This is a genomic window from Pseudomonas gingeri (assembly GCF_013385425.1).
GTDB classification, from domain to species: domain Bacteria; phylum Pseudomonadota; class Gammaproteobacteria; order Pseudomonadales; family Pseudomonadaceae; genus Aquipseudomonas; species Aquipseudomonas gingeri_D.
In genome coordinates this window covers 34,626-58,311 of sequence record NZ_JACAQA010000039.1, presented here as the reverse complement: position 1 = coordinate 58,311, position 23,686 = coordinate 34,626, and the positions used below count along the sequence as shown (strand labels likewise).

At 62.4% G+C, this 23,686-nt stretch carries 19 protein-coding genes and 3 pseudogenes; 8 read left to right on the top strand and 14 right to left on the bottom strand.

All coding sequences use genetic code 11. From position 1 onward, the window contains the following. Positions 1-195: 195 nt before the first annotated feature. A complete protein-coding gene (gene queD, locus HX830_RS29830) occupies positions 196-552 on the bottom strand; it encodes a 6-carboxytetrahydropterin synthase QueD (RefSeq protein ID WP_100940057.1) in 357 nt (118 codons plus the stop codon). A gap of 83 nt (positions 553-635) precedes the next feature. After that, complete coding sequence (locus HX830_RS29825; RefSeq protein WP_177104256.1) at positions 636-1,715, bottom strand: patatin-like phospholipase family protein; 1,080 nt, start codon at positions 1,713-1,715, stop codon at positions 636-638. Positions 1,716-1,906: 191 nt separating this feature from the next. Here HX830_RS29825 and HX830_RS32695 point away from each other — a divergent pair. The 8 genes and pseudogenes from HX830_RS32695 to HX830_RS32675 all read left to right on the top strand — a co-directional run. Then, positions 1,907-2,002: pseudogene (locus HX830_RS32695) on the top strand (PepSY domain-containing protein); the annotation flags it as partial. Further along, the gene (locus tag HX830_RS29820) at positions 2,002-2,310 is read left to right on the top strand and encodes a PepSY domain-containing protein (protein ID WP_103499624.1); all 309 of its coding nucleotides are present in this window, start codon (positions 2,002-2,004) and stop codon (positions 2,308-2,310) included. The pseudogene HX830_RS32695 and the gene HX830_RS29820, both read left to right, overlap by 1 nt. Next, entirely contained in the window at positions 2,310-2,978 is a 669-nt protein-coding gene (locus tag HX830_RS29815) for a response regulator transcription factor (RefSeq protein WP_177104254.1), read from the top strand. Before HX830_RS29820 ends, HX830_RS29815 begins: the two co-directional genes overlap by 1 nt. Beyond that, positions 2,975-4,288: a sensor histidine kinase gene (locus tag HX830_RS29810; protein WP_177104252.1), complete on the top strand. Its 1,314-nt coding sequence runs from the start codon at positions 2,975-2,977 to the stop codon at positions 4,286-4,288. Before HX830_RS29815 ends, HX830_RS29810 begins: the two co-directional genes overlap by 4 nt. Positions 4,289-4,589: 301 nt before the next feature. Next, positions 4,590-5,414 (top strand): annotated as a pseudogene (locus HX830_RS32690) (cache domain-containing protein); the annotation flags it as partial. Positions 5,415-5,450: 36 nt separating this feature from the next. After that, positions 5,451-6,272, top strand: a complete 822-nt coding sequence (locus HX830_RS32685) for a methyl-accepting chemotaxis protein (protein WP_371317556.1) — start codon at positions 5,451-5,453, stop codon at positions 6,270-6,272. Between the two features lie 143 nt (positions 6,273-6,415). Further along, positions 6,416-7,240 (top strand): annotated as a pseudogene (locus HX830_RS32680) (cache domain-containing protein); the annotation flags it as partial. Between the two features lie 36 nt (positions 7,241-7,276). Next, complete coding sequence (locus HX830_RS32675) at positions 7,277-8,098, top strand: methyl-accepting chemotaxis protein (RefSeq protein ID WP_371317555.1); 822 nt, start codon at positions 7,277-7,279, stop codon at positions 8,096-8,098. Positions 8,099-8,281: 183 nt separating this feature from the next. On the opposite strand, the gene trhP is transcribed toward HX830_RS32675, so the two are convergent. From trhP to nuoC, 12 genes are all read right to left on the bottom strand, one after another. Continuing rightward, positions 8,282-9,616: a prephenate-dependent tRNA uridine(34) hydroxylase TrhP gene (trhP, locus tag HX830_RS29795; RefSeq protein ID WP_103499683.1), complete on the bottom strand. Its 1,335-nt coding sequence runs from the start codon at positions 9,614-9,616 to the stop codon at positions 8,282-8,284. A 238-nt stretch (positions 9,617-9,854) separates the two neighbouring features. After that, positions 9,855-11,318, bottom strand: a complete 1,464-nt coding sequence (gene nuoN, locus HX830_RS29790) for an NADH-quinone oxidoreductase subunit NuoN (protein WP_177104246.1) — start codon at positions 11,316-11,318, stop codon at positions 9,855-9,857. 7 nt (positions 11,319-11,325) lie between these two features. Continuing rightward, on the bottom strand, positions 11,326-12,858 hold the full coding sequence (gene nuoM, locus HX830_RS29785) for an NADH-quinone oxidoreductase subunit M (RefSeq protein ID WP_103495045.1): 1,533 nt from the start codon (positions 12,856-12,858) through the stop codon (positions 11,326-11,328). Positions 12,859-12,898: 40 nt separating this feature from the next. Next, complete coding sequence (gene nuoL / locus HX830_RS29780; RefSeq protein WP_177104244.1) at positions 12,899-14,752, bottom strand: NADH-quinone oxidoreductase subunit L; 1,854 nt, start codon at positions 14,750-14,752, stop codon at positions 12,899-12,901. After that, complete coding sequence (gene nuoK, locus HX830_RS29775; RefSeq protein WP_100940069.1) at positions 14,749-15,057, bottom strand: NADH-quinone oxidoreductase subunit NuoK; 309 nt, start codon at positions 15,055-15,057, stop codon at positions 14,749-14,751. The genes nuoL and nuoK overlap by 4 nt, the downstream gene beginning before the upstream one ends. 3 nt (positions 15,058-15,060) lie before the next feature. Further along, a complete protein-coding gene (gene nuoJ, locus HX830_RS29770) occupies positions 15,061-15,561 on the bottom strand; it encodes an NADH-quinone oxidoreductase subunit J (RefSeq protein WP_100940070.1) in 501 nt (166 codons plus the stop codon). Between the two features lie 9 nt (positions 15,562-15,570). Continuing rightward, positions 15,571-16,119: an NADH-quinone oxidoreductase subunit NuoI gene (nuoI, locus tag HX830_RS29765; RefSeq protein WP_032627864.1), complete on the bottom strand. Its 549-nt coding sequence runs from the start codon at positions 16,117-16,119 to the stop codon at positions 15,571-15,573. Positions 16,120-16,130: 11 nt separating this feature from the next. Continuing rightward, the gene (gene nuoH / locus HX830_RS29760; RefSeq protein WP_100940071.1) at positions 16,131-17,138 is read right to left on the bottom strand and encodes an NADH-quinone oxidoreductase subunit NuoH; all 1,008 of its coding nucleotides are present in this window, start codon (positions 17,136-17,138) and stop codon (positions 16,131-16,133) included. After that, the gene (gene nuoG / locus HX830_RS29755) at positions 17,135-19,849 is read right to left on the bottom strand and encodes an NADH-quinone oxidoreductase subunit NuoG (RefSeq protein ID WP_177104242.1); all 2,715 of its coding nucleotides are present in this window, start codon (positions 19,847-19,849) and stop codon (positions 17,135-17,137) included. The genes nuoH and nuoG overlap by 4 nt, the downstream gene beginning before the upstream one ends. A gap of 129 nt (positions 19,850-19,978) precedes the next feature. Next, positions 19,979-21,334, bottom strand: coding sequence for an NADH-quinone oxidoreductase subunit NuoF (gene nuoF / locus HX830_RS29750; protein ID WP_103495049.1), 1,356 nt, complete (start codon positions 21,332-21,334; stop codon positions 19,979-19,981). After that, entirely contained in the window at positions 21,331-21,828 is a 498-nt protein-coding gene (gene nuoE, locus HX830_RS29745) for an NADH-quinone oxidoreductase subunit NuoE (protein ID WP_040069325.1), read from the bottom strand. The genes nuoF and nuoE overlap by 4 nt, the downstream gene beginning before the upstream one ends. A gap of 2 nt (positions 21,829-21,830) precedes the next feature. Next, on the bottom strand, positions 21,831-23,615 hold the full coding sequence (gene nuoC, locus HX830_RS29740) for an NADH-quinone oxidoreductase subunit C/D (RefSeq protein WP_177104240.1): 1,785 nt from the start codon (positions 23,613-23,615) through the stop codon (positions 21,831-21,833). Positions 23,616-23,686: the final 71 nt, after the last annotated feature.

Genomic DNA, 23,686 nt, shown 5'->3' with positions numbered 1-23,686 from the left:
AGTGAAACGATGCATCGCCGATGGTAGTGTGGGGTTTCCCCATGTGAGAGTAGGTCATCGTCAAGATTAAATTCCGAAACCCCAATTGCGAAAGCAGTTGGGGTTTTGTTTTTGGGCCGCAGAAAACCCAGGCACTGCCGCCAAATCCCGGACATAAAAAAACCACCCAAGCAGGTGGTTTTTTATAAGCGGGATTCACTCCCCGCGATAGATACAGCCACTGGTGCAGGTCTCGTGGATGCGAATCGCCGACAGCTCGGGCAGCAACGGCTTCAACTCCTGCCAGATCCACTTCGCCAGGTTCTCGCTGGTGGGGTTCTCAAGGCCGGGAATATCATTCAGGTAGTTGTGGTCCAGGCGCTCATACAGCGGCTTGAAGATCGCCTTGATCTCCGAGAAGTCACGGATCCAGCCGGTATGCGGGTCCATATCGCCGCTCAGATGAATCGCCACCTTGAACGAGTGACCATGCAGGCGGCCGCATTTATGCCCGTCCGGCACGTGGGGCAGTTTATGGGCGGATTCGAACGTAAATTCTTTGAAGATTTCCACGGTAATGTCAGCTCTGAAGGTGGCCAGCGCGCAGCCGATAAATGCAGGCCGGCAGTTTAACAGCTTGCGCGGCGGCAATCGCCTCAAAGCGCCAACAGGCGTTCACCCAGGCGGCCATTGTCGACCAGTTCGAGAAACTCGTCGCCCAGCCGTCGGCTCTGCTCCATCGCCTTGCGCCAATAGGCCTGGCGGCCCTTATCGTCGCCCATATAACGCTTGAAGTCGTTACGGTCGGGCAGCTTGCCGTGGGGCAGGTGGGCCAGGTATTCCCGCGAGGGGGCGATCAGCAGTACGTCCTGCAACCTGTCCGGGTTGCCCCGGCGCCAGGGCAGGGTCTTGTCGAACCAGCCGGGGATGACCTTGTCGGTGAAGTGCGGGTACAGCACCACATCATCGCCGCTGTAGGGCAGGTCCAGGTGATAGTCCAGCAGCCCGCCATCGCGGTAGGTACCGGCACCGACCCCGGCGATATCGCGCACGCCCTCCATCACCATCGGGATGGAGCCGGAGGCCAGCAAGCCCTGGCGCAGATTGTCGGCGGCCAGGGGCAGGCAGCGTGACGGAAAATCAGTGAGCGCCTGCAGGGGAGGGGCCAGTCGCGGATCATGCAGGATGACCCTCTCGAAATGCCGTGACAGGCGTGAGCGCTTGACCAGGTTGTCGGCGATCACCGACGACAGCCCAAGCCCCAGGCGCCCCCGATGATCATGGGCGAGCAGGCCATGGCTCTTCACTATCACCACGTTCAGGCGGTAATGGTGGTTGGTCAGGATCGATGCGTCGCGACCATCGAGCAGGTCATGGAGCATGCGCCGGCAGCTCTCGCTGACCTGGGCCATGGTCACGCCCTGGGCGAAGCTCTGCTCATTGTAGAGCTGGCCCAACCGCGTGATGCCCTCGGCGGCATTCGGCAGGCAGGCACTGGCGAAGCGCCAGGCACCGATAGAGGCGCCGATCAGCGAGCGTTCCCGCGGGCTGGCCGGCAGCCACTCACCGAACAGGGCCAGGTCCAGCCCCTGGATACCGAGGGCCTTGGGACCGCCGGCCGCACCGGGCAAGGTGCCGACATCGGCGGCTTTCAAGCCCTGTTCGCGAATGCGTTGCAGGGTCCGCTTGCCGGCCTTGAGGGTCAAGGCGGGAAACTTGATATGGATGGCGGTCATACAGGCCTCGTTCTACCGGGGCAGTGATTATAAGGGCGCTCGCCGGCTTCGCGGGCGGTTGTTCCGCCCAAGACAGTGCCTGGGCTGATAAGGCTCTGAAAAATTCAGTTTCGATTAAGTTGCCGTGTCTACCCTGGGAAGCTGACGGATCAGCCAAGGCTGAGCGGAACAGGCAAGATGGCGACTTCACTTATCGGATAGAACTGCGCGACGCTCAGGGAGTTGAGTGGGAGGTTGAATCGGACGCCATCGGCGGGCAGGTTCCCAAGGATCATCAGGACAGTTAATGACATTGAATCTGCACGCTTGCACCCTGCTCGCGCTCGCGATCTTTTGCTCAACGGTTTCGGCCAATAACCTGGACCAGGACGAAGCCCTGCGCCTGCGTAGCCAGGGCGTCATCATGCCGCTGGAGCAACTGCTGCAGCAGGCCCTGAACCATTACCCCGGGGCAAAGCTGCTGGCAGCCGAACTGCTGAGCCGGCAGGACGTCTATGTCTATGACGTCGAGCTGCTGACCCGTGCCGGTGTCGTTCGGGATATCGAGCTGGATGCCAGCAGTGGTCGTTTATTAAAAGACAAGGAAGACGATTGATGCGGTTGTTGTTGGTGGAAGACCATGTTCCCTTGGCGGACGAGCTGTTGGCCAGCCTGACCCGCCAGGGCTATGCCGTCGACTGGCTGGCCGATGGACGCGATGCGCTCTTCCAGGGCGCGGTGGAGCCCTATGACCTGATCATTCTCGATCTCGGTCTGCCGGGCTTGCCGGGGCTTGAGGTGTTGCACAAATGGCGTGCCGACAGCCTGGCGGTGCCGGTACTGATCCTCACCGCACGGGGTTCCTGGGCCGAACGTATCGAGGGGCTCAAGGCCGGTGCCGACGATTACCTGACCAAGCCGTTTCACCCGCAGGAGCTGCAGTTGCGGGTCCAGTCGTTATTGCGCCGGGCTCGCGGCCAAGCCAACCAGCCGACCCTTAAGGCCGCCGGCCTGCACCTGGACGAAGGCCGTCAGTGCGTCAGCCGCGAGGGCGGTGATGTCCAGCTCACGGCGGCCGAGTTCAGGTTGTTGCGTTACTTCATGCTGCACCCGGAACAGATCCTCTCGAAAAGCCATCTGGCCGAGCATCTCTACGACGGCGAAACCGAGCGCGACTCCAATGTGCTGGAGGTCCACGTCAATCACCTGCGGCGCAAGCTCGGGCGCGGGGTGATCGAAACCCGTCGCGGCCAGGGTTATCGCTTTGGTGGCGCGGCCCGGTGAAGTCGATTCAGCGCCGTTTGAGCCTGGGGCTGGTCAGTGTCTTGCTCGTCGCCGGACTGGTGGTGGCGCCGACCAGCCTCTGGCTGTTCGAGCTGGGCCTGCAGCGCTATCTGGAAGACGGCCTGCATGCCGACAGTGAGAGCCTGCTGGTGGCGCTGGTACGCACCCCTCAGGGGCTGAGGCTGGATGAGCGACGTTTGTCGCCAGCCTATCAGCGGCCTTTTTCCGGGCACTACTTTCGGATCGATTTCGCCGATCAACACTGGCGCTCGCGTTCACTCTGGGATCAGGAACTGCCCATCGTCGAAAAGGCCGGGCTGCACGCCAACCTGCAACTGGGGCCGGAAGGGCAGATGCTGCTGGTGTTGCGTTCGGACTATCGGCGGCTGGGGCAATCGATCAGTATCAGCGTGGCCCAGGACTACACCCCGGTCCGCCGCAGTTTCCAGCTGATGCAGCGTATCGGCCTGGGCATCGGCCTGGCGGCGCTGATCGCGATTCTGTTGTTGCAGCGGGTCACCGTGCGCCGGGCCCTGCGTCCGCTGGAGAACGCCCGCAAGCAGATTGCCCAACTGCAACAAGGCCAACGTTCGCAACTCGATACCCAGGTGCCGGTGGAACTGGAACCGCTGGTGTCGCAGATCAATCGCCTGCTGGCCCACACCGAGGGCAGCCTCAAGCGTTCGCGCAACGCCCTGGGTAATCTCGGTCATGCGCTCAAGACCCCGCTGGCGGTCATGCTGAGCCTGACCTCCAGCGCCGAATTGGCAGCCTATCCGCTGCTGCGCCAGACCTTGCGTGAGCAACTGGAGCAGATTCGGCAACGCCTGGAACGGGAACTGGGGCGTGCCCGACTGGCGGGAGACACCTTGTCTGGCGCGGTCTTTGATTGCGATACGGAACTGCCGGCGCTGTTCTCGACCCTGCGCATGATCCATGGCGAGCACCTGCAACTCGAGCATGAGGTTGCGCCCGGCTTGCAGTTGCCCTGGGATCGAGAGGACCTGCTGGAACTGCTCGGCAACCTGCTGGACAACGCCTGCAAATGGGCCGATGCGCAGGTGCGCTTGAGTATTGTCGAAGTGTCGGCGGGTTATCGCCTGGAGATCGAGGATGATGGTCCGGGTATTCCGGCGCAGAGCAGGGCGGAAGTCTTCAGCCGCGGTACCCGCCTGGATGAACAGACCCGCGGGCATGGATTGGGTCTGGGGATCGTGCGCGATGTCGTCGAGGCCTGGGGCGGCGATCTGCGTTTGTCGAGCAGCCCGCTGGGCGGGCTGTTGGTAACGGTCGATGTGCCGCGTCGCTAGGCCCGATCTCCGAGCTGTGCTTCATACGATGTGAAGTTTTTTTATTTATTTAATTGCTCAATAAAAAATAAATAAAAACCTTCAGATAATCTCTATATCACTGAAAAATATAATGTTATCGAGCAAGTCGTGGCCGTTTCACAGGTGCCAGGATTCGGCGCGGAGGGAGAATAACGTCAACCGGTAATTGGCTGATATCCGTAGTGCGTCATTTGCGTGTATCAATAGCCACTATGCTCAACTTTGCTCGTCCCAAGCCGTTAACCTGTTAGACCGTCTATTCCTATAAGAGAGAACCATCATGGGTCTGAGCCTGAAGGCCAAAGTCGTGTCCCTCGCAGTGCTGCCGGTATTGCTCTGCGCACTGGTGATCAGTCTGACCACGGTATGGATGTTGCAGAATCAGGCCAAGGATGAGGTGGAGGAAACCCGTCAGCGCTTGCTGTCGGAGTCCAAGACGACGTTGCAGAATTACGTCACCCAGGTGATGACCGCGATCAAGCCGCTCTACGATGCTTCGGCCCCGGGCGATATGACGGCCAGGGCCCAGGCGGTAAAGCTGCTGTCGAGCATCAAGTATGGCAAGGACGGTTATTTTTTCGGCTATGACTCGCAGGTCGTGCGGGTGTTCAAGAGTGACAACCCGGATGGCGTGGGCAAGAGTTTCAAGGATGCTCGCGACCCGAATGGCGTGTACGTCAACCGTGATCTGGTCCAGGTCGCCAAGGACGGTACCCATTACCTGAAATACAGCGCGTCGTTGGCCACCAACGAGCAGGTGCTGGTACCCAAGATCGGTTACACCGAATTCCTGCCCAAGTGGGACATGGCCGTCGGCACCTTCGTCAATCTCGATGGCCTCGAGGCCCAGGTCGCCGAGGTGGAGGCCAAGGTCCATCAGCGCCTGGAGGGCGTGATTCTGAGCATTCTCGGGATCACTCTGGTGGTGCTGCTGGTGATCGCGGTCCTCGGAGTACTGGTGGCCAATACCATTTTGCGCCCGTTGCAACTGATGAAGCTCAGCCTGGACGATATCGCGGCCGGTGAGGGTGACTTGACGCGGCGCCTGGCGGTCACCAGCCAGGACGAACTGGGGCAGTTGGCCGGTTCCTTCAACCGCTTTGTCGACAAGATCCATGGGCTGGTGCGGCAGATCAGCGAAATGACCGTGCAACTGACCACGCTGGTGTCCCAGGTCAGCGACCAGGCCCAGCGTTCGGAGCAGGCGATGGAGCGTCAGCGCCACGAAACCGACCAGGTGGCCACGGCCATCAACCAGATGTCCTCGGCAGCCCAGGAAGTGGCACGTGGCGCGCAAGGGGCGGCAGTCGCCGCGCAGCAGACCGATGCCGAGGGCAAAACCGCCAAGCGTGTGGTCGATGGCAGCATCCAGCAGATCCATGCACTGGTGAAGGATATTCGCCACAGCGGCACCACCCTGGACAGCCTGCAGCAGGACGTGACCTCGATTGTCAGCGTGCTCGGGGTGATTCGTTCCATTGCCGAACAGACTAACCTGCTGGCCCTCAACGCGGCCATCGAGGCCGCGCGGGCCGGCGAGGCGGGACGTGGTTTTGCGGTGGTGGCCGATGAGGTACGGGCGCTGGCCAGCAGGACCCAGCAGAGCACCCAGGAAATCCAGGGCATGATCGACCGGCTGCAACAGGGCACGCAAGTGGCGGTGGAGGCCATGCGTCGTTCCAGCGAGGCCGGTGACGGCACCTCGGACCGGGCCAACGAGGCCGGGGCGTCGCTGGATACCATGGCGCAGTTGATCGGCACCATCAATGCAATGAACGCACAGATCGCCAGCGCGGCCGACGAGCAGACTTCGGTGGCCGAAGAGATCAACCGCAGCGTACACCAGATCGCTTCGGCGGTGGACAGCGTGGCGGATGAAACCCAGCGCAGCGCACAGACCTCCCGCAGCCTGGCGGAGCTGGGACAGCGCCTGGACAAGCTGGTGGGGCAGTTCCGGATCTAACAATCCGGCCCCACAGGGGCCGTGTTCGGCTTTAACTGCGTGGCGTCAGGGTTTGCCCGTTCGCCACAGTGTATTGTTCGCCGGTTGTGACATTCCGAGTCTGCAAGCCGGACCGCAACTCCACTCCATAAGAGAGAACCAATATGCGCCTGAGTCTGAAGACCAAAGTCGTGTCCCTCGCGGTACTGCCGGTATTACTCTGCGCCCTGGTGATCAGCCTGACCATGGTGTGGATCCTGCAGAACCAGGCCAAGGATGAAGTGGAGGAAACCCGTCAGCGCTTGCTCTCGGAAGCCAAGGTGACCTTGCAGAATTACGTCAACCTGGCGATCACCGCGATCAAGCCACTCTACGATGCGTCAGCCCAGGGCGACATGGTGGCCAGGGCCCAGGCGGTGAAGCTGCTGTCGAGTATCAAGTATGGCAAGGACGGTTACTTTTTCGGCACCGATTCGCAGATCGTCCGAGTGTTCAAGAGCGATAACCCGGATGGCATCGGCAAGAACTTCAACGATGCCCGCGACCCGAATGGCGTCTACTTCACCCGCGAGCTGGTCCGGGTGGCCAAGGACGGTAGCCATTACCTGAGATACAGCGCGTCGCTGGCCACCAACGAACAGGTGCTGGTGCCCAAGATCGCCTACACCGAGTTCCTGCCCAAGTGGGATATGGCCATCGGTACCTTCGTCAACCTCGACAATATCGAGATCCAGGTGGCGGAGGTGGAGGCCAAGGTCCACCAGCGCATGGAAGGGGTGATCCTGAGTATCTTCGGGATTGCGCTGGTGGTGCTGCTGGTGATTGCGGTGATCGGGGTATTGATGGGCAATGGCATTCTGCGGCCGTTGCTGCTGATGAAGCTCAGCCTGGACGATATTGCGGCCGGGGAGGGTGATCTTACCCGGCGCCTGGGGGTCACCAGCGAGGATGAACTGGGGCAGTTGGCCGGTTCCTTCAATCGCTTTGTCGACAAGATCCATGGCCTGGTGCGGCAGATCAGCGAAATGACCGTGCAATTGACCACGCTGGTGGCCCAGGTCAGTGAGCAGACCCAGCGCTCGGAGCAGGCGATGGAGCGTCAACGCCACGAAACCGACCAGGTGGCCACCGCGATCAACCAGATGTCCTCGGCGGCCCAGGAAGTGGCACGTGGCGCGCAAGGGGCGGCGGTCGCCGCGCAGCAGACCGACGCCGAGGGCAAGACCGCCAAGCGCGTGGTCGACGGCAGCATCCAGCAGATCCATGCACTGGTGAAGGATATCCGCCACAGCGGCACCACCCTGGACAGCCTGCAGCAGGATGTGACCTCGATTGTCAGCGTGCTCGGGGTGATTCGTTCCATTGCCGAGCAGACCAACCTGTTGGCCCTCAACGCGGCCATCGAGGCCGCGCGAGCGGGTGAGGCGGGGCGTGGTTTTGCGGTGGTGGCCGATGAAGTGCGGGCGCTGGCCAGCCGGACCCAGCAAAGCACCCAGGAAATCCAGGGCATGATCGACCGTCTGCAAACGGGGACGCAGGTGGCGGTGGAGGCCATGCGTCGTTCCAGCGAGGCCGGTGATGGTACTTCGGACCGGGCCAACGAGGCGGGTGTGTCGCTGGATACCATGGCGCAGTTGATCGGCACCATCAATACGATGAACGCGCAGATCGCCAGCGCCGCCGACGAGCAGACCTCGGTGGCCGAGGAGATCAACCGCAGCGTGCACCAGATTGCCTCGGCGGTGGACAGCGTGGCCGATGAAACCCAGCGCAGCGCCCAGACCTCCCGCAGCCTGGCGGAATTGGGACGGAACCTGGGCAAGTTGGTAGGACAGTTCCGGATCTAGGAGGCCGGGCCCTACAGTTTTGTGTTTGACGCAATTCCTGCGTACGGCACAGATACTGTGGGAGCGGTGCTTGCCCGCGAAGGTGCCCTGGAGGCCGCCAACAGCTCGCGGGCAAGCACCGCTCCCACAGGGACCGTGTTTGGCTTTAACCGGGTGGTATCAGGGCTGCTCGCTATCTACAGTTTATTGTTCGCCAGTCGTGACATCCCGCATCAACAACCCAAACCGCAACTCCACACCGTCCGGAACCGGCAGGTACACCGTGTGCCCATCCCCGGGTGCCACCGTGATCCGCTCGCCACGCTCGTTGTGCAGCTCATCCAGATCAAAATGCAGATTGCCCTCGGGCGTCATCAGTTCCAGATGATCACCGAGCCCAAACCGATTCTTCACCTTGACCTGTGCCAACCCCTCACGCCGCTCCCCTGTCAGCTCCCCGACAAACTGCTGGCGTTCCGAGACCGAACTGCCGTGCTGGTAGTTCTGATACTCGTCATGCACATGCCGACGCAGAAAACCCTCGGTATAGCCGCGCTGGGCCAATGACTCGAGGTCATGCATCAGGCTGCGATCAAACGCTCGCCCGGCCACCGCATCGTCAATCGCCCGACGATAGACCTGGGTCGTTCGCGCACAGTAGAAATGCGATTTGGTCCGGCCTTCGATCTTCAACGAGTGCACACCCATGCGGGTCAGCCGCTCGACATGCTGCACGGCGCGCAGGTCCTTGGCGTTCATGATGTAGGTGCCGTGCTCGTCCTCGAAGGCCGGCATCGACTCATCCGGTCGCTGGGCCTCCTGGAGCAGGAACACCTGCTCGGTCGGCGCCCCGAGGCCCAGGGTCGGTTCGACCGGATCGAACGCCTGGACAATCTCGCCCAGCAGGTTTTCCGCCGCCGGCTGCGCCTTGTACTGCCAGCGGCAGGCATTGGTGCAACTGCCCTGGTTGGCGTCGCGACGGTTCATGTACCCGGAGAGCAGGCAGCGCCCGGAATAGGCCATGCACAGCGCCCCGTGGACGAACACCTCCAGCTCCATATCCGGCACCTGCTCGCGGATCTCGCCGATCTCCTCCAGGGACAGCTCCCGGGAGAGGATGATCCGGCTCAGCCCCAGTTGTTGCCAGAACCGCACGCTGGCCCAGTTCACCGTATTGGCCTGCACCGACAGATGAATCGGCATCTGCGGGAAATGCTCGCGCACCAGCATGATCAGGCCAGGGTCGGACATGATCAGCGCATCGGGCGCCATGGCGATCACCGGCGCCAGGTCCTTGAGAAAGGTCTTGAGCTTGGCATTGTGCGGGGCGATGTTCACCACCACATAGAAGCGCTTGCCCTGGGCCTGGGCTTCCTGGATGCCGAGGGCCAGGTTGGCGTGGTCGAATTCGTTGTTGCGCACCCGCAGGCTGTAGCGCGGTTGGCCGGCGTAGACCGCATCGGCGCCATAGGCGAAGGCGTAGCGCATGTTCTTCAGGGTGCCGGCGGGCGCCAGCAGTTCGGGGGAGGGGAGGGCCATGGTCGGATCGTTCGCAAAAGGTCGCGAGACTAAGGTATCGGACCGTGCGCGGTATTGATCCAGGTCTACTGTAGGAGCGAGCTTGCTCGCGATGGGCGTCAACGATAACGCGGGGCACCTGATACCCAGCGGTGCCTGGACTACCATCGCGAGCAAGCTCGCTCCTACAAGGGAAGTAGAAACAAAACACCCCGCCGGAGTTGCCTCGGGCGGGGTGTCGGGTACAGCCGGCGACTGCTTAGCTCGCCAGTACCGCGTGTTGCACCAGTTCCAGCAGCGGTTGCGGGTACAGGCCGAGGAAGAAGGCCAGTACCGCGATCGCCAGCAGCATCACGCCGCCCGCGCGCTGTTCCCAGTGCAGCTGGGCATCGACACGACGCAGGTTCGGTTCGATCAGGTACAGGGTGACCATCACGCGCAGGTAGTAGAACACGCCGATGGCGCTGCCCAGCACCAGCGAACCGATCAGCCACCAGTGATGGGACTCGACACCGGTCGCGATGATGTAGAACTTGCCGATAAAGCCGGCGGTCAGCGGGATACCGGCCAGGGACAGCATCATCACGGTCAGTACGGCGGTCAGGTACGGACGGCGCCAGAACAGGCCGCGGTATTCGTACAGGGCATCCGCGTCACGGCCCTTGTAAGGCGAGGACATCAGGGTGATCACGCCGAACGCGCCGAGGCTGGTGATCACGTAGGTGACCAGGTACACGCCCATGGCTTCCATGGCCATGCCCTTGCTCGCCACCAGGGCGATCAGCAGGTAGCCGAAGTGGGCGATGGACGAATAACCCAGCAGACGCTTGAGGTTGTTCTGGGTCAGCGCCAGCAGGTTACCGATCAGGATCGACGCGATGGCGATCACCGCCAGCACATTGCTCAGGACGCCACTGCTGGCCACCGGAGAGATCTGGAACAGACGGATCATCACGGCAAACACGGCGACCTTGCTGGCGGTGGCAAGGAATGCCGCCACCGGCGCAGGGGCGCCTTCGTAAACGTCCGGGGTCCACAAGTGGAATGGTACCAGCGACAGCTTGAACGCCAGGCCGACCAGCATCATGCCCAGGCCCAGTTGGGCAATCGGGCTTGGCAGGCCGGTGGCCTCCAGGGCGTGACCGATACCGGTGAAGCTCAGGGTGCCGGCTTCAGCGTAGAGCAGGGCCATACCGAACAGCAGGAAGGCCGAACCCGCCGCCGACAGCACCATGTACTTGATGCCGGCTTCCAGCGAACGCTTGTTGAAGAAGGCGTAGGCCACCAGGCCGTAGACCGGTACCGAGAGCAGTTCCAGGCCGATAAACAGGCTGGCCAGGTGCTGCGCGCTGACCAGGACCAGACCGCCGGCGGCGGCCATCAGGATCAGCAGGTAGAGTTCTTCACGGTTGCCCGGGTAGCCGTCGCCGCCATCGCCCAGATAGGCATGGGCCAGGGTGACGCAGGCCAGGGTGGCGACCAGGATCAGCGCCATGTACAGGCAGGCGAAGTCGTCGATCTGGATCAGCGCTGTCACCGCCAGTGGCGCGACTTTCAGCGCCGGGATGATCGACAGCAGCGCCAGGTTGAGACCGGCCACCGAGAGCAGGAAGGTCTGTGAGTGGTTGCGGCGCCAGGCGATCGCCAGCATCACCACGACAACGGTGAGACTGGTGATCAGCAGCGGTGCAAGCGCAATAAAGTGTTGAGTCGTCAGGTCCATAGCGCTCTTACCGGGCCGAAGCGAGTTGAGTGAAGGCGGTGCCGATCCACTGCTGCACACCATGCATGGTGGCGGCGGAAGTATCGAGGAACGGTTGCGGGTACACGCCGATGTAGATCAGCAGTACCGCCAGTCCCAGCACCATGATCAGTTCGCGGCCATCCATGCCGTGCAGCACGGCATCGGATTTGGACGGGCCGAAGTAGGCACGGTGGATCATGATCAGCGAATAGACCGAACCGAACACCAGGCCCGAGGTGGCAATCGCGGTGATCCACGGTGCCGCGACGAAGGTGCCGATCAGGATCAGGAACTCGCCGACGAAGTTGCCGGTCCCCGGCAGGCCCAGGGAAGCGGCCGCGAAGAACAGGCTGATGGCCGGCAGGTAGGCGATCTTCGACCACAGGCCACCCATTTCACGCATGTCGCGGGTGTGGGTGCGCTCGTAGAGCTGGCCGCTGAGGATAAAGAGTGCCGCCGCCGACAGACCGTGGGCGAGCATCTGGATCACCGCGCCTTGCAGGGCCTGCTGGCTGCCGGAGTAGATCCCGATCAGCACGAAACCCATGTGCGAGACGCTGGAGAAGGCGATCAGGCGCTTGATGTCGGTTTGGGCGAAGGCCAGGAATGCACCGTAGAAGATCCCGATCAGACCCAGGGTCATGGCAATCGGCGCGAATTCCGCCGAGGCATTCGGGAACAACGGCAGGGCGAAACGCAACAGACCGTAGGCGGCGGTTTTCAGCAAGATACCGGCCAGGTCCACGGAACCGGCGGTCGGCGCCTGGGCGTGGGCGTCCGGCAGCCAGGAGTGGAACGGCACCACCGGCAGTTTCACCGCGAAGGCGATGAAGAAGCCGAGCATCAGGATGTACTCGGTGGTCAGCGACATCTTGGTTTTCAACAGGTCGGCGTAGTTGAAGGTAATCACGCCGGTGTTGTTGAAGTTGACCAGGACCAGGCCGAGGATCGCCACCAACATGATCAGGCCGGAAGCCTGGGTGAAGATGAAGAACTTGGTCGCCGCGTAGATCCGGGTTTTCTTGCCGTCCGAAGAACTGTGACCCCAGAGCGCGATGAGGAAGTACATCGGCACCAGCATCATTTCCCAGAAGAAGAAGAACATGAACAGGTCGAGGGCGAGGAACACGCCGACGACACCGCCCAGGATCCACATCAGGTTCAGGTGGAAGAAGCCCACGTGACGCTGGATCTCTTTCCACGAGCAGAGTACCGAAAGGATACCCAGCAGGCCGGTCAGCAGGATCATCAGCAGCGACAGGCCGTCGAGGGCCAGGTGCACGTTGATGCCGAAGCGCTCGATCCAGACGTGCTTGAACTCAAGCGCGAAGGTCGGAGCGGCGCCAGGCGCCGGTGCCAGATGGAAATCCCCGTGGGCCCACAGCCAGAGGCCGAGGGCGAGTTCGAGGGACATGGTCAGCAGCGCAATCCAGCGGGGGAGGGTGGAGCCGAAACGCTCACCCATCCAGCACAGCAGGCCGCCGATAAAGGGGATCAGGATTAGCCAAGGCAGAATCATGACGGGCTCAATTCCTTTCGCAATGTCGCAAGGTTCATAGTCAGACCGCTACCAGCACAATGGCGCCCAGCACCACGACGGCACCGGCGGCGAGCGACGCGGCATACCAGCGCAGCTGACCGGTCTCGGTGCGGCTCAGGGCGGTGTTGCCGCCTTTGGCCATACGCGGGATCAGGCCGATGGTCTGGTCGAGCGGGTCTTTGCGCAGCAGATGACTGATCGCCAGGTACGGCTTGACGAACAGCTTGTCGTAGATCCAGTCGAAGCCCCAGGCGGCGAACCACCAGGCCGAGAGGAAACGGCCGATGCCGCTGTTGGCGACCGCGGTCACGAAGCGACGCTTGCCGAGGAACAGCACGGCAGCCAGCAGGATACCGGCCAGGGCAATGGCACCCGAGGCAATTTCCAGGCTGTGCTTGGCTTCGCCGCCGGCATGACCGGCGCTTTCCGGCAGGACACCGGCCAGTGGCGGATGAATCCAGGCACCGACGAAGGTCGACAGCACGATCAGCACGCCCAGTGGCAGCCAGTGGGAAATCCCGTGGCCGGCGTGGGCTTCGGTCTTGGCTTCACCGTGGAAGGTGATGAAGATCAGGCGGAAGGTGTAGAGCGACGTCATGAACGCGCCGACCAGACCTGCATAGAGCAGATTGTGGTTACCGCTGGCGAAGGCTTCCCAGAGGATTTCGTCCTTGGAGTAGAAACCGGCGGTCACGATCGGCAGGGCGGACAGGGCGGCACCACCGACGATGAAGCTGGCGTAGGCCAACGGCAGTTTCTTCCACAGGCCGCCCATCTTGAAGATGTTCTGCTCGTGATGGCAGGCGACGATCACCGCACCGGACGCGAGGAACAGCAGGGCCTTGAAGAAGGCGTGGGTCATCAGGTGGAAGATCGCGCCTTCCCAGGCACCGACGCCCAGGGCCAGGAACATGTAGCCGATCTGGCTCATGGTCGAGTAGGCGAGGATCCGCTTGATGTCGGTCTGGACCAGGGCGGCGAAGCCGGCCAGGACCAGGGTCACGCCACCGACGATGCCCACCAGGTGCAGGATATCCGGCGCCAGGGTGAACAGGCCGTGGGTACGGGCGATCAGGTAGACACCGGCGGTTACCATGGTTGCGGCGTGGATCAGTGCCGAAACCGGGGTAGGACCGGCCATCGCGTCCGCCAGCCAGGTCTGCAGCGGCAGTTGCGCGGATTTACCGACCGCACCACCGAGCAGCATCAGGGTCGCCAGAACGATCCAGAAGTCGCCGACCTGGAAGTGTTGAGGGGCCTTGACCAGCAGTTCCTGGATATTCAGCGTGCCCAACTGGGTGAACAGGATGAACAGGCCGATGGCCATGAACACGTCGCCGATACGGGTGACGATAAAGGCCTTGAGGGCGGCGTTACCGTTGTTGCGGTTGCTGTAGTAGAAACCGATCAACAGGTAGGAGCACAGGCCCACGCCTTCCCAACCGAAGTACAGGAACAACAGGTTATCGCCCAGGACCAGGAACAGCATGCTGGCGATAAACAGGTTGGTGTAGGCGAAGAAGCGCGAGTAACCGTCTTCACCGCGCATGTACCAGGAGGCGAACAGGTGGATCAGGAAACCCACGCCGACCACCACGCCGAGCATGGTGATCGACAGGCCGTCGACGTACAGGGCGAAGTTGGGGGCAAAGCCCTCCACCGACATCCACTGCCACAGCACCAGGGTGTAGTGGCCACCCTCGGGCGGCGCGACGTTGAATTGCCAGATCACATAGGCGGCGACGATGGCCGACAGGCCGATGGAGCCGACCCCGATCAGGGCCGAGCCGTTTTCCGAGAGGCGTCCACGGGAGAACGACAGCAGCAGGAAACCGATCAGGGGGAATACGAAAGTCAGAAAGATCATGTTCATCCGCGCATCTCACTGGCAGCGTCGATATCGAGCGTGTGGAAGCGGCGATACAGTTGCAGCAGGATCGCCAGGCCGATACTGGCCTCGGCGGCTGCCAGGCTGATCACCAGGATGAACATGATCTGTCCATCCGGCTGCGCCCAACGGGAGCCCGCGACGATGAAGGCCAGGGCGGCGGCGTTCATCATCACCTCCAGGCTCATCAGCACGAAGAGGATATTGCGGCGAACCATCAGGCCGATCAGGCCGAGGCTGAACAGGATACCGGCGACAGCCAGGCCATGTTCCAAAGGGATAGCAGGCATGAATTACTCCTTCGCCTCGTTGCGGCCCAGGTGGAATGCCGTGATGGCTGCGGCGAGCAGCAGCATCGAGGCGAGTTCGACCACCAGCAGGTACGGACCGAACAGGCTGATGCCCACGGCCTTGGCGCCTACGGTGGTTTGACCGAGAGCTGCGCCGCTGCTGTGGCTGAACAGCACATAGAGCAGTTCGACCAGCAGCAGGGCGCAGAGGATCACCGGACCGATCCAGATCCCCGGCTTGAGCCAGTCGCGCTCTTGCAGCACCGAGGCGGGCCCCAGGTTCAGCATCATCACCACGAACACAAACAGCACCATAATGGCACCGGCGTAGGCGATCACTTCCAGGGCACCGGCAAAGGGTGCACCGAGGCTGAAGAAGGTCATCGCCACGGCAATCAGCGAGATAATCAGGTAGAGCAGGGCATGCACAGGGTTGGTGTTGGTGATCACGCGCAGCGTGGACAGAACAGCGACACCCGATGCGAAATAGAAAGCGAATTCCATCGTTCTTCCTTAAGGCAGCAAGCTCTTCACGTTGATCGGCTCGGCTTCGTTCTGGGCAGCGCCTTTCGGCTTCCCGGCAACGGCCATCCCTGCAACACGATAGAAGTTGTAATCAGGGTTCTTGCCGGGGCCGGAGATCAGCAGATCTTCTTTCTCGTACACCAGGTCCTGACGTTTGAACTCGGCCATTTCGAAATCCGGTGTCAGCTGGATCGCGGTGGTCGGGCAGGCTTCCTCGCAGAGGCCGCAGAAAATGCAGCGCGAGAAGTTGATGCGGAAGAACTCCGGATACCAACGACCGTCGTCGGTTTCGGCTTTCTGCAGCGAGATGCAACCCACCGGGCACGCCACGGCGCACAGGTTGCAGGCCACGCAGCGTTCTTCGCCGTCGGGGTCGCGGGTCAGTACGATACGACCGCGATAACGCGGCGGCAGGTACACCGCTTCTTCCGGGTATTGCAGGGTGTCGCGCTTGCGGAAGCCGTGGCCGAAAACCATCACCAGGCTTCGCAACTGGGTACCAGTACCCTTAACGATGTCGCCAATATATTTGAACATGGGTCAAATCCTCACTGAACCGCGCCCGCAGGCGTGTTCAACAACACGATCGCAGCGGTCACCAGCAAATTGATCAGGGTCAGCGGCAGGCAGAATTTCCAGCTGAAGTCCATCACCTGGTCATAGCGTGGGCGCGGAATCGAAGCGCGCAGCAGGATGAACAGCATGATGAAGAACGCGGTCTTCAGGGCGAACCAGATGAACGACAGTTGCGGCAGGATGTCGAACGGACCGTGCCAGCCACCGAAGAACAAGGTGACCAGCAACGCCGAGATCAGGATGATGCCGATGTACTCGCCAACGAAGAACATGCCCCATTTCATGCCGGCATATTCAATGTGGTAACCGTCGGCCAGTTCCTGTTCCGCTTCCGGCTGGTCGAAGGGGTGACGGTGAGTCACGGCCACGCCGGCGATGAAGAAGGTCAGGAAACCGAAGATCTGCGGGATCACGAACCACAGGTGTTGAGCCTGGTATTCGACGATGTCGCGCATGTTGAACGAGCCGACCTGGACCACGATGCCCATCAGCGACAGGCCCATGAACACTTCATAGGACACGGTCTGGGCCGAGGCGCGCAAGCTGCCCAGCAAGGCGTACTTGTTGGCGCTCGACCAACCGGCGAACAGCACCGCGTACACCGACAGACCGGCCATGGCGAAGAAGAACAGCAGGCCGATGTTCAGGTCCGCGACACCCCAGGTCGGGGTGATCGGGATGACCGCGAAGGCGATCAGCAGGGCGCTCATGGCCACCACCGGTGCCAGGGTGAAGATCACCTTGTCGGCAAAGGGTGGCGTCCAGTCTTCCTTGAAGAACATCTTCAGCATGTCGGCGGCGATCTGGAACATGCCGAACGGGCCGACGCGGTTCGGACCGTAGCGGTCCTGCCACCAGCCCAGCAGGCGACGTTCGACAAAGCTCAGCAAGGCGCCGCAGACCACCACGGCCAGCAGCACCACGATGGCCTTGACGACCGAGAGGATCACGTCGATCACTTCAGGGGTGAACCAGGTCATTGAGCTGCCTCCTGCAGACCGTCAACGGATTTGCCAAAGATCGCTGGAGGGATGCCCGCCAGGCCGGCCGGCAAGGCCACCAGGCCAGCGCCCAGCTCTTCGTTGATCCGCAGCGGCAGACGCAGGGTCTGGCCTGCAACGTTCAAGCTGAGCAGGGCGCCGTCGTTGACGCCCAGGCGATCGGCTTCGGACTTGGCCAGCGACACGTAGGCGGCCGGGATGCGCTCTTGTACCGGAGCGGCTTTCGAGGAGGTTTCCTCGCTGCCGAACAGGTGGAAGAACGGCACCACTTGCCAGGTACCCTGGGCCGGGTTGAAGGCGCGTGGCACGTTGGCGAACCAGTTCAGCGAATCGCCCTGGCTTTCGATCAGGCGGGTGCCCGGGTCGCCAGCGCGGATATGACCACCGACTTCGTCCTGGAACTTGTTCCAGGCCTGCGGCGAGTTCCAGCCCGGCGACCAGGCGAACGGCACCTGTTGGCGTGGTTCGACGGAGCCCGAGTAACCTTCCATGGAGAAGGCGAACGCGGTGTCGACGTCCTGGGAGGTACGCGGCTCGTGCACGCTGATATTGGCGCGCATGGCGGTCCGGCCGGAGTAACGCAGCGGTTCACGGGCCAGTTTCATGCCCTTGATGCGGAACGCGGCGGAAGGGGCTGCGTCGACGATACGGGCCAGTTGCGGGGTGCTCGAAGCGCAGGCGGCGGTGACGTGGTCCAGTTGGGTCCAGTCGATCGGCTGGTTCAGCAGGGTCGCGCGCAGGGCATGCAGCCAGCGCCAGCCTTCGTGAACCAGGATGCTCGCATCGAGGTACTTTGGATCGAAGACCTGGAAGAAACGCTGGGCACGGCCTTCCTGGCTGACCAGGGTGCCGTCGCCTTCGGCGAAGCTGGCGGCCGGCAGAACCAGGTGGGCGCGGTCGCTGGTGGCGGTTTTCTGGTGGTCGGCAACGATCACGACTTTCGCAGCGTTCAGTGCGGCGTCGACCTTGGCCTTGTCGGTGCGGGTGTACAGATCGTTTTCCAGCACGACGATGGCGTCGGCCTTGCCGTCGATCACCGCTTGCAGGGCAGCGTCCAGGGACTCGCCACCGAACATGGCCAGGCCCAGGCTGTTGGCTTCCGGCACGATCAGGCTGATGGAGCCGTTCTTCTCGCGCAGCTTCAAGGCCTTGGCGATGTTGGCCGCGGCTTCGATCAGCGCCTTGGAACCCAGGGAGGTGCCGGCGATGATCAGTGGGCGCTTGGCCGCCAGCAGGGCGTCGGCAATGCGTTGGGCCAGTGCCTGGGCTTCGGCGTCCAGGCCTTCGACGGCCGGGGCGCTGGCGTCGAGGGCGTGGGCCACGGCGAAACCGATGCGGGCCAGGTCGTCGGGCGCGGCGTGCACGCACTCTTCGGCGATATCGTCGAGCTTGGTTTCAGCGAGGCTGGCGATAAACAGCGGGTTCAGCGCGTGCTGGCCAATGTTCTTCACCGCGGCGTCGAGCCAAGGCTGGACACGCATGGCCTCGGCCATGTCCTCGGCCTTGCCCTTGACCGACTGGCGCAGGGCCAGGGCCATGCGCGCGGCGGTCTGGGTCAGGTCTTCACCGAGGACGAACACGGCGTCGTGGTCTTCGATGTCGCGCATGTTCGGAACCGGCAGCGGGCTGTCGTTCAGGACTTGCAGGACCAGGCGGATACGCTCCAGCTCAGCCGCTTCGATACCCGAGTAGAAGTGCTCGGCACCCACCAGCTCGCGCAGGGCGAAGTTGCTTTCCAGGCTGGCGCGGGGCGAGCCGATACCGACGATATTACGACCGCGCAGCAGCTCGGCGGCTTTATCCAGGGCTTCGTCCAGGCTCAGCTTGGCGCCGTTGGCCAGCAGTGGCTGACGTGGGCGGTCTTCGCGGTTGACGTAGCCATAGCCGAAACGGCCACGGTCGCAGAGGAAGTACTGGTTGACCGAACCGTTGAAGCGGTTTTCGATCCGACGCAGTTCACCGTAGCGCTCGCCCGGGCTGATGTTGCAACCGCTGGAGCAGCCATGGCAGATGCTCGGCGAGAACTGCATGTCCCACTTGCGGTTGTAGCGCTCGGAGTGGGTCTTGTCGGTGAACACACCGGTCGGGCAGACCTCGGTGAGGTTGCCGGAGAATTCGCTTTCCAGGGTGCCGTCTTCGACGCGACCGAAGTACACGTTGTCGTGGGCACCGAACACACCGAGGTCAGTACCGCCGGCGTAGTCCTTGTAGAAGCGCACGCAGCGATAGCAGGCGATGCAGCGGTTCATTTCGTGGGAAATGAACGGGCCCAGTTGCTGGTTCTGGTGGGTACGCTTGGTGAAGCGATAACGGCGCTCGTTGTGGCCGGTCATCACGGTCATGTCTTGCAGGTGGCAGTGACCGCCTTCTTCGCAGACCGGGCAGTCGTGCGGGTGGTTGGTCATCAGCCATTCGACGACGCTGGCGCGGAAGACTTTCGCTTCCTCGTCGTCGATGGAAATCCAGCTGCCGTCGGAAGCCGGGGTCATGCAGGACATGACGATACGACCACGCTTGTCGTTTTCGTCGTTGAACTGCTTGACCGCGCACTGGCGACAGGCACCGACGCTACCGAGCGCGGGGTGCCAGCAGAAATAAGGGATGTCGAGGCCTAGCGACAGACACGCCTGTAACAGGTTGTCTGCCCCATCGACTTCGAGCGCTTTGCCGTCTACGTGGATAGTGGCCATGGTTCAAAGTTCTTCGTTGGCCCGCGTCCGCGGGCGTGGCTAATGGAATCCTGGTCCTCGCCTGGCGCATCACAAGTGCGTCTTCAGGCGAGCAAGAGGGCGGCACGGACCGCCCTCCCTTTCGATACGTTATGCGCCGACTACGATCGGCCGCGCCAAAGGCGGGACGGCTGCACTTTTGTGTGCGATGCCAGCCTCGAACTCCGGACGGAAATACTTGATGGCGCTGCCCAATGGCTCGATGGCACCCGGTGCGTGAGCACAGAAGGTCTTGCCCGGGCCGAGGAAGCCGACCAGACCCAGCAGGGTCTCGATGTCGCCGGCCTGGCCTTCGCCGTTCTCCAGCGCGCGCAGCAGCTTGACGCTCCACGGCAGGCCATCGCGGCAAGGGGTGCAGAAACCGCACGACTCACGGGCGAAGAACTCTTCCATGTTGCGCAGCAGCGAAACCATGTTGACGCTGTCGTCCACCGCCATGGCCAGGCCGGTGCCCATACGGGTGCCGACCTTGCCGATGCCGCCGGCGTACATTTGCGCTTCCAGGTGTTCGGGCAGGAGGAAACCGGTACCGGCGCCGCCGGGCTGCCAGCACTTGAGCTTGAAGCCATCGCGCATGCCGCCGGCGTAGTCTTCGAACAGCTCGCGGGCGGTGATGCCGAATGGCAGTTCCCACAGGCCAGGGTTCTTCACTTTGCCGGAGAAGCCCATCAGCTTGGTGCCGTGGTCTTCGCTGCCTTCGCGGGCGAGGGATTTGTACCAGTCGATGCCGTTGCCGATGATCGCCGGCACGTTGCACAGGGTCTCGACGTTGTTCACGCAGGTCGGCTTGCCCCAGACGCCGACGGCGGCGGGGAAGGGCGGCTTGGAGCGCGGGTTGGCGCGACGGCCTTCGAGGGAGTTGATCAGCGCGGTTTCTTCACCGCAGATATAACGCCCGGCGCCGGTGTGGACGAACAGCTCGAAGTCGAAGCCGCTGCCCAGGATGTTCTTGCCCAGCAGGCCCGCTGCCTTGGCTTCTTCCACCGCACGGTTGAGGTGCTTGGCGGCGGTGACGTATTCGCCGCGCAGGAAGATGTAGCCCCGGTAGGTCTTCAGCGCGCGGGCGCTGATCAGCATGCCTTCGATCAGCAGATGGGGCAGTTGCTCCATCAGCATGCGGTCTTTCCAGGTATTGGGTTCCATTTCATCCGCGTTGCACAGCAGGTAGCGGATGTTCATGGATTCGTCTTTGGGCATCAGGCCCCACTTCACCCCGGTGGGGAAGCCTGCACCACCGCGACCCTTGAGGCCGGCGTCCTTCACGGTCTGGACGATATCGTCCGTGGCCATGTCGGCGAAGGCCTTGCGGGCGGCGGCATAGCCGTCCTTGGCCTGGTATTCGTCGAGCCACACGGGCTCGGCGTCATCACGCAGGCGCCAGGTCAGCGGGTGGGTTTCTGCCGAACGCGCAATGCGGTTGGCAGGGCCGAAGGAAGTCAGGGTCATACGTAGCCCTCCAGCAGTTTGGCAACGCCGGCAGGCTGGACGTCGCCGAAGGTGTCGTCATCGATCATCAGCGCCGGGGCCTTGTCGCAGTTGCCGAGGCAGCAGACGGGCAGCAGGGTGAAGCGACCGTCGGCGGTGGTTTGACCCAGGCCGATGCCGAGCTTGCTCTGGATTTCGCCGACCACCGACTCGTGGCCGCCGATGTAGCAGACCATGCTGTCGCAGACGCGAATGATGTGACGACCCACCGGCTGGCGGAAGATCTGGCTGTAGAAGGTCGCGACGCCTTCGACGTCGCTGGCCGGAATGCCGAGGATCTCGCCGATGGCGTAGAGCGCGCCGTCAGGCACCCAGCCACGTTCCTTCTGGACGATCTTCAGGGCTTCGATGGACGCCGCGCGCGGGTCCTCGTAGTGATGCAACTCGTGCTCGATGGCCGAGCGCTCGGTTTCGCTGAGGGCGAAACGGTCTGTCTGGATAAGCGGGCTGTTCATGCTTAGCGGTCCACGTCGGCCATAACGAAGTCGATACTACCCAGGTACGCGATCAAGTCCGCGACCATGCTGCCTTTGATCACCGAAGGGATCTGTTGCAGATGGGGGAAGCTTGGGGTGCGGATCCGGGTACGGTAGCTCATGGTGCCGCCGTCGCTCGTCAGGTAATAACTGTTGATGCCCTTGGTCGCTTCGATCATCTGGAAGGATTCGTTGGCCGGCATCACCGGGCCCCACGAAACTTGCAGGAAGTGCGTGATCAGGGTCTCGATGTGCTGCAACGTGCGCTCTTTCGGTGGCGGCGTGGTCAGCGGGTGATCCGCCTTGTACGGGCCTTCCGGCATGTTGCGCAGGCACTGGTCGATGATCTTGATGCTCTGGCGCATTTCTTCGACGCGCACCATGCAGCGATCGTAGGCGTCGCCGTTGGCCGCAAGCGGGACTTCGAATTCGAAGTTCTCGTAGCCGGAGTACGGGCGCGCTTTACGCAGGTCGAAATCGCAACCGGTGGAACGCAGGCCGGCACCGGTGACGCCCCATTCCAGGGCTTCCTTGGTGTTGTAGGCGGCGACACCGATGGTCCGACCCTTGAGGATGCTGTTCTGCAGGGCGGCCTTGGTGTACTCGTCGAGGCGTTTTGGCAGCCAGTCGACGAACTCCTTGACCAGCTTGTCCCAGCCACGGGGCAGGTCGTGGGCGACGCCGCCGATGCGGTACCAGGCCGGGTGCAGGCGGAAACCGGTGATGGCTTCGATCACCTTGTAGGCGCGCTGGCGGTCGGTGAAGGTGAAGAACACCGGGGTCATGGCACCGACGTCCTGGATATAGGTCCCCAGGAACAGCAGGTGGCTGGTGATCCGGAAGAACTCGGCCATCATGATGCGGATGGTGTCGACCCGGTCCGGCACCTTGATGCCGGCCAGCTTCTCGACCGAGAGCACGTACGGCAGGTTGTTCATCACCCCGCCGAGGTAGTCGATACGGTCGGTGTAGGGGATGAAGCTGTGCCAGGACTGGCGCTCGGCCATTTTCTCGGCACCACGGTGGTGGTAGCCGATGTCCGGGACGCAGTCGACGACTTCTTCGCCGTCCAGTTGCAGGATGATCCGGAAGGCGCCGTGGGCCGAAGGGTGGTTCGGGCCCAGGTTGAGGAACATGTAGTCCTCGTTGGCGCCGGAACGCTTCATGCCCCAGTCTTCAGGACGGAAGCGCGCGGCTTCTTCTTCCAACTGTTGCTTGGCCAGGGTCAGGCTGAACGGATCGAACTCGGTGGCACGGGCCGGGAAGTCCTTGCGCAGCGGGTGACCTTCCCAGGTCGGCGGCATCATGATGCGCGACAGGTGCGGGTGGCCGGGGAAATCGATGCCGAACATGTCCCAGACTTCACGTTCGTACCAGTTGGCGTTTGGCCAGATACCGGTCACGGTCGGGAGGCTCAGGTCGCCTTCGGAAAGGGCGACCTTGATCATCACATCGCTGTTACGTTCCAGCGACATCAGGTGATAGAACACGGTGAAATCGGCGCCGCTCGGCAGGCCCTGGCGCTTGGTGCGCAGACGCTCGTCCACGCCGTGCAGGTCATAGAGCATGACGTACGGCTTGGGCAGGTTGCGCAGGAAGGTCAGGACTTCGACGAGCTTGGCCCGGGTCACCCACAGCACCGGCATGCCGGTGCGGGTGGCCTGGGCGGTAAAGGCCTCGGGGCCGAAACGGTTGTTCAGTTCGACGACCACATCCTGGTCGTCAGCCTTGTAAGGCGGGATGTACAGAGCACTGCCTGTAGTCATGGTTTCTTATCGCTTTGGGTCAACGTAAAGAATGAAGCCAGCTTCTCGTTTCTGTTTACAGAGCGGATCTG

Coding starts and splice junctions, on each gene's coding strand:
- HX830_RS29825 (WP_177104256.1), bottom strand. CDS start 1,715: ATGACCGCCATCCATATCAAGTTTCCCGCCTTGACCCTCAAGGCCGGC.
- HX830_RS29820 (WP_103499624.1), top strand. CDS start 2,002: ATGACATTGAATCTGCACGCTTGCACCCTGCTCGCGCTCGCGATCTTT.
- HX830_RS29815 (WP_177104254.1), top strand. CDS start 2,310: ATGCGGTTGTTGTTGGTGGAAGACCATGTTCCCTTGGCGGACGAGCTG.
- HX830_RS32685 (WP_371317556.1), top strand. CDS start 5,451: ATGACCGTGCAACTGACCACGCTGGTGTCCCAGGTCAGCGACCAGGCC.
- HX830_RS32675 (WP_371317555.1), top strand. CDS start 7,277: ATGACCGTGCAATTGACCACGCTGGTGGCCCAGGTCAGTGAGCAGACC.
- trhP (WP_103499683.1), bottom strand. CDS start 9,616: ATGGCCCTCCCCTCCCCCGAACTGCTGGCGCCCGCCGGCACCCTGAAG.
- nuoN (WP_177104246.1), bottom strand. CDS start 11,318: ATGGACCTGACGACTCAACACTTTATTGCGCTTGCACCGCTGCTGATC.
- nuoM (WP_103495045.1), bottom strand. CDS start 12,858: ATGATTCTGCCTTGGCTAATCCTGATCCCCTTTATCGGCGGCCTGCTG.
- nuoL (WP_177104244.1), bottom strand. CDS start 14,752: ATGAACATGATCTTTCTGACTTTCGTATTCCCCCTGATCGGTTTCCTG.
- nuoK (WP_100940069.1), bottom strand. CDS start 15,057: ATGCCTGCTATCCCTTTGGAACATGGCCTGGCTGTCGCCGGTATCCTG.
- nuoJ (WP_100940070.1), bottom strand. CDS start 15,561: ATGGAATTCGCTTTCTATTTCGCATCGGGTGTCGCTGTTCTGTCCACG.
- nuoI (WP_032627864.1), bottom strand. CDS start 16,119: ATGTTCAAATATATTGGCGACATCGTTAAGGGTACTGGTACCCAGTTG.
- nuoH (WP_100940071.1), bottom strand. CDS start 17,138: ATGACCTGGTTCACCCCTGAAGTGATCGACGTGATCCTCTCGGTCGTC.
- nuoG (WP_177104242.1), bottom strand. CDS start 19,849: ATGGCCACTATCCACGTAGACGGCAAAGCGCTCGAAGTCGATGGGGCA.
- nuoF (WP_103495049.1), bottom strand. CDS start 21,334: ATGACCCTGACTTCCTTCGGCCCTGCCAACCGCATTGCGCGTTCGGCA.
- nuoE (WP_040069325.1), bottom strand. CDS start 21,828: ATGAACAGCCCGCTTATCCAGACAGACCGTTTCGCCCTCAGCGAAACC.
- nuoC (WP_177104240.1), bottom strand. CDS start 23,615: ATGACTACAGGCAGTGCTCTGTACATCCCGCCTTACAAGGCTGACGAC.